The 577-nt window shown below is 64.3% G+C and carries 1 protein-coding gene; it reads right to left on the reverse strand.

Annotation, left to right across the window (positions count from 1 at the left end; genetic code table 11):
* Positions 1–25: 25 nt before the first annotated feature.
* Positions 26–577, reverse strand: a 552-nt coding sequence (locus EN846_RS33565) for a transposase (RefSeq protein ID WP_135899161.1), incomplete at its 5' end; no start/stop codon positions are given.

Consider the following 577-nt stretch of genomic DNA (forward strand, 5'->3'; position numbering starts at 1 on the left):
ACGGGGAGAGCGACTGTCTTGGCTGTCAAGCTGTTTGCCATGGTTTTTGGTCGCGGATGATGGCGTTGAGAATGGTCAGCAGCTTTCGCATGACGGCCACGACGGCGACGATCTTCGGCTTGCCGACCTCGACGAGGCGGTCGCGAAAGGCCTTGAGGACCGGATTGTGGCGTATGGCGACGAGGGCAGCCATGAAGAGGACGGCGCGCACGCGGCTCCTGCCGCCGCCGATGAAGCTCTTGCCACGCCATGTGCCGGACTGCCTCGTCCATGGTGCGAGACCTGCGAGCGCTGCGATCTGGCGCCGGTCGAGGCTGCCCAACTCCGGCATCTCGGCGATCATGGTGCGGGCAACGGTGGGACCGATGCCTGGTACGGAGGACAGCAGTTTTTCCCGGACCCGCCAGAGTGGCGACTTGCGGATATGATCGTCCAGGTCGGCATCGAGGCTTTCCAACTCACGCCTGAGCGCGGCGAGCAGGCGCTTGATGCTCTTTTGCGCCTGTCTTGCGTTGACCGTGCGGGCGCGGTTCTCTTCGGCCACGATCATCTGCACGATCTGACGCCGGCGCGTGAC

This window comes from Mesorhizobium sp. M4B.F.Ca.ET.203.01.1.1, assembly GCF_004791025.1.
GTDB classification, from domain to species: domain Bacteria; phylum Pseudomonadota; class Alphaproteobacteria; order Rhizobiales; family Rhizobiaceae; genus Mesorhizobium; species Mesorhizobium abyssinicae.